At 58.8% G+C, this 5,944-nt stretch carries 4 protein-coding genes; 2 read left to right on the top strand and 2 right to left on the bottom strand.

Translation table 11 applies throughout. From position 1 onward, the window contains the following. Positions 1–88 precede the first annotated feature (88 nt). A complete protein-coding gene (locus tag IRZ24_RS15730) occupies positions 89–1,717 on the top strand; it encodes a long-chain fatty acid--CoA ligase (RefSeq protein WP_297166006.1) in 1,629 nt (542 codons plus the stop codon). A gap of 86 nt (positions 1,718–1,803) precedes the next feature. Here the strand turns inward: IRZ24_RS15730 and IRZ24_RS15725 are convergent, their stop codons facing one another. Continuing rightward, positions 1,804–3,528 carry a hypothetical protein gene (locus IRZ24_RS15725; protein WP_297166003.1) on the bottom strand — a complete coding sequence of 575 codons (1,725 nt, stop codon included), beginning with the start codon at positions 3,526–3,528 and terminating at the stop codon, positions 1,804–1,806. Positions 3,529–3,956: 428 nt separating this feature from the next. On the opposite strand from IRZ24_RS15725, the gene IRZ24_RS15720 reads away from it, so the two are divergent. Then, positions 3,957–4,886 carry a cysteine peptidase family C39 domain-containing protein gene (locus IRZ24_RS15720; protein WP_297166000.1) on the top strand — a complete coding sequence of 310 codons (930 nt, stop codon included), beginning with the start codon at positions 3,957–3,959 and terminating at the stop codon, positions 4,884–4,886. Positions 4,887–5,044: 158 nt separating this feature from the next. On the opposite strand, the gene IRZ24_RS15715 is transcribed toward IRZ24_RS15720, so the two are convergent. Next, positions 5,045–5,884 (bottom strand): PIG-L deacetylase family protein, encoded by an 840-nt coding sequence (locus IRZ24_RS15715; RefSeq protein ID WP_297165998.1) that lies wholly within the window; start codon positions 5,882–5,884, stop codon positions 5,045–5,047. Positions 5,885–5,944 lie beyond the last annotated feature (60 nt).

The following is a 5,944-nucleotide window of genomic DNA, read 5'->3' as shown; positions in this document are numbered from 1 at the left end:
ATACTGTAGAGCAGGGCGTTGCGGTCCCGGCCCATGCCCCGCCACGGTACGATGTCGTAACGCTTGATCCACGACAGGAGATGCGCACATGCAAGGCTTGATGATGAACTACCCGCTGACACTGCAACATGCCTTCAATCGGGCGACGCGCCTGTTTTACCGCAAGGAGGTCGTGACCCAGACGGAGAATGGTCTCCATCGTTACACCTACGCCGATTGGAGCAAGCGTACTATGCAACTGGCGAACGCCCTCAAGGAGGCGGGCGTTGCCCAAGGCGACCGCGTTGCAACCTTTGCCTGGAATACCTATCGCCATCTGGAGCTGTATTTTGCCATCCCTTGCTATGGGGCCGTGCTACATACGCTCAATATTCGCCTTTTCCCCGAGCAGCTCGTCTACATTATCAACGACGCAGAGGACCGTGTCATCTTTGTCGATGGCGACCTGGTGCCGGCCCTGGAGCAGATCGCAGATCGACTGCCGACGGTCAAGCTCTATGTGGTGATGGGTCAACCACCTTATCAGCCCCAGAAGCTGCATCCCGTAGTGGACTATGAGGACTTCATCGCCTCGCAGCCAGCGGAGTATGCCTGGCCCGCGCTGGACGAAAATACCGCGGCTGCCATGTGCTATACCTCCGGTACGACGGGGAATCCCAAAGGCGTGGTATACAGCCATCGTTCGATCTTCCTCCACTCGATGGGAGTAGGCCTGGCCGATGGCCCCGGTCTCTGTGAGCACGATCGAGTTCTGCCGGTTGTGCCGATGTTCCACGCCAATGCCTGGGGCTTTCCGCATGCGGGTGTCATGATGGGATCAAGCATTGTGATGCCGGGACGCTTCCTTGATCCCCTGCGTATCGCTCAGCTGATGGAGAAGGAGCGCGTGACGCTGGCCGCTGGGGTCCCTACCATTTGGATTGGCTTGCTCAACGTTTTAGAGAAAGAGCAGTTTGATTTCTCGGCCCTGCGTGCCATTATCAGTGGCGGTTCTGCGGTTCCTCAGTCTCTAATCGAAGGCCTTGCTCGCAAGAATATTACCATTATTCATGCCTGGGGCATGACCGAAACCTCACCGCTGGCCTCTATCTCGCGCCTGCGCAGCTATCAGAGCGACCTGCCTGCTGAAGAGCAGTTCCGCATTCGAGCCAAGCAGGGTACTGTTGTGCCTGGCGTTGACTTCCGTGTCGTCAACATTGAGAGCGGCGAAGAAGTGCCCTGGGATGGCCAGACCTTCGGTGAGCTGCAAGTACGCGGTCCGTGGGTAGCGCGGGCTTACTACAGAGATGAGGCCTCTGGTGAGAAGTTCGTCGATGGCTGGCTGCGCACGGGCGATGTCGCCGTCGTTGACTCCGAAGGCATGATCCAGCTTGTCGATCGCACGAAGGACCTGGTGAAGTCGGGAGGCGAGTGGATCTCCTCGGTCGAGCTAGAGAATCTCATCATGGGGCATCCCAAGGTACTGGAGGCCTGTGTTGTCGGCGTGCCCCATCCGAAATGGTCTGAGCGCCCGATTGCCTGTGTCGTCCCGAAGCCGGAGTTTGCTGGCCAGGTGAGCGCCGAGGAGATTCTGGAGTACCTGCGTCCGAAGGTTGCCAAGTGGTGGCTGCCGGACGAAGTGATCTTTGTTGAAGCCATTCCCAAGACCAGCGTCGGCAAGTTCGATAAGAAGGTGCTGCGTGCACAATACGAGTCGCGCCTAGCCAGCCAAGCCTAGCGAGCTTACGAGGCTAGTTTTGCCCTCTTGCCACGACAAAGCTTCCGCAAAGAGACATTGCGAGGTGCGCTGGCTGCGGACCCGCGTTAGAGCGTAGCTCCGAAAAGCTTGCACAGCAGCTGTGTTGTAAAGATTAGCACCAGTTCCCGTGGCACACTGCCGCCACGGGAACGCTCTTTTAGCGCTTCGACGGCCTGGGGAAGAAAAATACCTGTCTGAGCCAGGGCCCTTGGCGCCAGGGTCTCTGCTAGGAGATCGCGGCTGACACTGCTTAGGGAGACGGCTCCAGTCATCTCGGCTGCCAGTGAATGGGAAGGCGCGCTGAGAAGGGCCGTGGCCGGCCAGGCCCCACGCACCGGCGCCCTGTAATAACTGTGGAGCAGCATCGCGAGCACGCGCTTCTGAGATTGGCTCTCGTCGCTGGTCTGAGCGGCCAGACCCAGACGCTTATGAGCCGGAGGTAGGGGAGCCAGGGCCTCTGCTAGCTCTGGAAGCGCAAAAGGTGCCGCCAGGGTCAGTTGATCAAAAGCCGCCAACTGCTGGGCCGTCACTAACAGCAGGTCGGGCAAGCGCAGATGCAAATCAAGATAGCGCCAGCGCTGCCAGGACTGGGGAAGCGCAAGAGCTTTACGGACCAGGCGTCGGGCATGGCGGGTCTCTTCCCAGGTCGGACCTTCAGCCAAAGAGCGTACGGCCTCTGGGGTCCAGAGCTGAGGCTCCTCATCTAGATGAGGCTGGTGCCTGGACGGTCTGCCGCGCAGAAGTGCACCATAGCACTGGAGCAGCTCAGTACTCTCCTGACTTGTAAGAGGGAAAGAAGGCGGCGGGGCCAGCAACGGGCGAGCCCCAAGTCCGACCAAGGCCAGACGCCCTCCGCTCTCAACCTTGGCTGTATGCAGGGCCTGATGCAGGGCGAGAGGAAAAGTATGGGCGCAAGGAGCCTCCAGGGCATCCAGCGTTGCTAGCCAGTACTCTGGCGCATCAACACCCCGAATAGCCAGGGCAGCAGCTTTGAGACGCTCTGCCAGAGCTTCTGCCGCTGCATAAGCACGACGTTGGCCGGGAAAAGCTAAGGTAGCGACCTGAAGAATAGGTATAGTCCCCAGCTCCTGCTGGGCGGCCCAACTCAGCAGCTCCGCGCTGAGAGCGGCAGCTCCTGTGCCAGCAGTGAACACCAGCAAGGGAGCCGCAGGCAGTGACAGCAGGCGCTCACACTGCGCACGGAGCACCTGGTCTAGCTCGCTCAAGATTGCCGTCCATCTGTCCGAAACGCCTTCCCGTCTAGCCTCGGTAGCATCTGATGGCGCCAGACGATAATCATACAGCTCTCTGACAAGTGTACGTCCCTGCTGCCAGCGAAGGAGGGAACCAGCAGGAACAACCTCAATACCGGTGAAGGCTGTCCAGGGGGCCGGCAGAAAGCCATAGCGCTGCACTGCCTTCAGCGCTGGCAGAAATAAGCGACAAGGCACGCCCGCGGCCAAAAGCGCCTTAATTTCGCTGGCAAAGAGCAGGTCCCCTGGCTCAGGCCAGTCCTGCACATAGTAGAGCGGGTGCCAGCCGGTAAGCGGACGGCGATAGACGAAGGTATGCTGACCTGGCAGCCAATCCAGCAAAGTCGTATTCTGCTGAGTACCCAGGCTTGCCAGCGGATCAGCAAAGGTCACCAGACCAGCACCGGGCTGCAGTACCATTGCCCGCTCGCCGCCATGCTGCTCCAGCACCGCAGCCATGCGCAGGAGCCGCTCTTCGATGATCGCCTCTGGTATGGCTTGCTTACTTAACCAACCGGCCAGAATGGCCATCGTCAAAACCCTCTCTCCTCGCCGCACACCACTGAAGAGAGTGGTATCCTGGCTTGCTCTGTCGATCTCCTTCCTGTTCGGAGCCAATCATCGCACATCCTTCATGGCTCATCATAACACAGCGCCCAGCCAGGAGCCGAAAAGGGGGAAAAGTAGGGGAGTTGAGGAGAGCGAAAAAACCTCAATCGAGCACAATAGTATAAAGGAAAGGTGGCTATCATTGTCCTGGTCCTTGGGGGCGCCAGTGTACAAAACACGTGGCAGTCTGTCCCCTGTTCAGGATACGCCTTGTCCGCCGGGCGCAAGCTATGCTATACTTGCTTCTAGCCAGACTGTTGGCTACATTATACCGCCTGCCAGGAAAATGGCGCGTCCTGCAGCCTGACTGCCGGTCGAGAGACGTGACACCTGGCGATGCTGAGGAGCCTGTATCGATGCCTGTGCTCGTGCTCATGCTCTTTGCGGTCGCCTTGACCGTCTCCTTGTTTGGCCTCTATCTCTCTGCGCGTCCATACCTAGCAACCAAGCGGCGCCGTCCAACAGCTGCAGAACGCCTGTTACGTACTCCAGGCCCGGCCCGCTTACGAGCACGTCAGGTCGCGACTATAGCCCAACCGCGTCGACGCAACGTGAGCGCGCTATCGCTCTCGGTGGCTCCTGAGCGCCTCTATGGTGCAGGCCCGTTCCCGTGGCGAGAAGCTCCGTGGAAGGTCATCCTGGTCGGGCTGATCTCCCTTCTGATCGTGATTTTCCTTGGGTCGCAGCTCTTCCTCTCTCGCGGCGTAGGCTTTGTCCTTCCCTATCTGTGGACGGCCGAACCGGCAGCCACAGTAACCTCTAACTCCTCCGTCTCCCCCCCTCACTATGAGGCTTCCAGTCATCTGGTGCGCATCAATCAGCTTGATCCAGCGCAGTATGACTCCCCGGCACAGTATCAGACCTGGGCCTATTCGGCTTGCTCCGCCGCCGCCATGACGGTAGTCATCAACGCCTATGGCCATCATTACCGCATCGCCGACATCCTCAAGGTTGAGTCGGCGCTCCATGAAATCACGCCTGACCAGGGCTTGCTAGAAGAGGTGGGCATTGCTCGTACTGCCGCCCGTTTCCACTTCAATACGCTCTGGGGGCATAATCTCTCTCTTGATCAGATCCTGGCCATTGCCAACGGCGGGCGCCCAGTGATTGTGAGTTTCCCGCCCGATCGCTTCCCTGGGGGTCACCTGCTGGTAGTACGTGGTGGCAAAGCGAGCACGGTCTATCTGGTTGACTCCTCGCGCCTCAACTACACGTCAATGGCACGTTCACGCTTTTTGCAGCTCTGGGGAGGCTTCTACGCCGTACTGACGCCGCAAGTCTCCTGACAGCGATCACACTGCGCCAGTGCTTCCCCAGTACCTAGTAGAGCTTGCCACTCCCAGACATCCCCACATGCATCCCTGGTTCCCAAAAGTTCCCAGGCTCAAGAGCCAATTGGTGGCTGCTAGCTAGGCCGGGGCGGCTAGCGAGGCTGACAAGATAGCTACTCCTGTTGAGCCTTCGGAGCTGATTCCTGCTGTCCTCGCTCTTTCCCAGGAATATAGAGCTTGATCCGTCGGAAGCCCTCGGCATACTGCATCTGGAGACCCTTTTTCTGTTGGGCCTCACGGGCTGTCTCGGCGGCCCAGCGCTTCACGCCCTCCAGCAGATTCGCCTGGGGACCAAACTGGCTGACGTGACATTGCAGACCCCTGGCCTTCAGCTCAATTGTCTCACTAATGTCAACGTAGGTATTATCGTGCTCACTGTTGAACAGATACAGCTCATGAACCTGATACGGGAGAAAGCCTTCAACGAGCAGCTCGCGATAAGCGTGGGGATTGACCGCCGCTGGGAAGATAGCATCGAGCACAATATTGCCCGTAGCGCGGTGATCGGGGTGATTGAGATAGGCTGTCTCGTCTGGCTCCTCGTCAGGATCGGGCGCGAAAATATGTTGCGTTGGATCGTGCGTGATTACAATACGCGGGCGATACTTGCGAATCAGGCGCGCAACGGCCTTACGCGTCTCATCGTTATTGACCAAGTGGCCGTCGCGGAAGCGCAGGAACTCTACCGCCTGCACCCCAAGAACCTCGCAAGCCATGCGCTGTTCCTGCTCACGGATGACCATCAGCTCACTGTCCAGCATACTGGGCACCTCAGTGCCTTCTGTGCCGTCGGTCATAATGACCCAGACAACCTTCTTGCCCTGACGAGCCCAAAGGGCGCTCGTTCCCGCGGCGGCAAAATCAGCGTCATCAGGATGGGCCCCGATAACCATCGCTTCGTAGTCTGGGGTCTTAACAACCTCAATTGCTCCTGGTGCATTCCTATCTGCCATAGTAGAGAACCTCTGCTGGTATGCGATACTTATGGAGTTTGCCTAGTATAGGCCCAGGGA

Source organism: Thermogemmatispora sp. (assembly GCF_019683755.1).
Classification (GTDB): domain Bacteria; phylum Chloroflexota; class Ktedonobacteria; order Ktedonobacterales; family Ktedonobacteraceae; genus Thermogemmatispora.
Note: the sequence above shows the minus strand (reverse complement) of the source record. Positions and strands in the feature narration are given on the sequence as shown.

Bases quoted from the DNA above. Each gene is read 5' to 3' on its own strand.
- IRZ24_RS15730 (WP_297166006.1), top strand. From the start codon at position 89: ATGCAAGGCTTGATGATGAACTACCCGCTGACACTGCAACATGCCTTC.
- IRZ24_RS15720 (WP_297166000.1), top strand. From the start codon at position 3,957: ATGCCTGTGCTCGTGCTCATGCTCTTTGCGGTCGCCTTGACCGTCTCC.
- IRZ24_RS15715 (WP_297165998.1), bottom strand. From the start codon at position 5,884: ATGGCAGATAGGAATGCACCAGGAGCAATTGAGGTTGTTAAGACCCCA.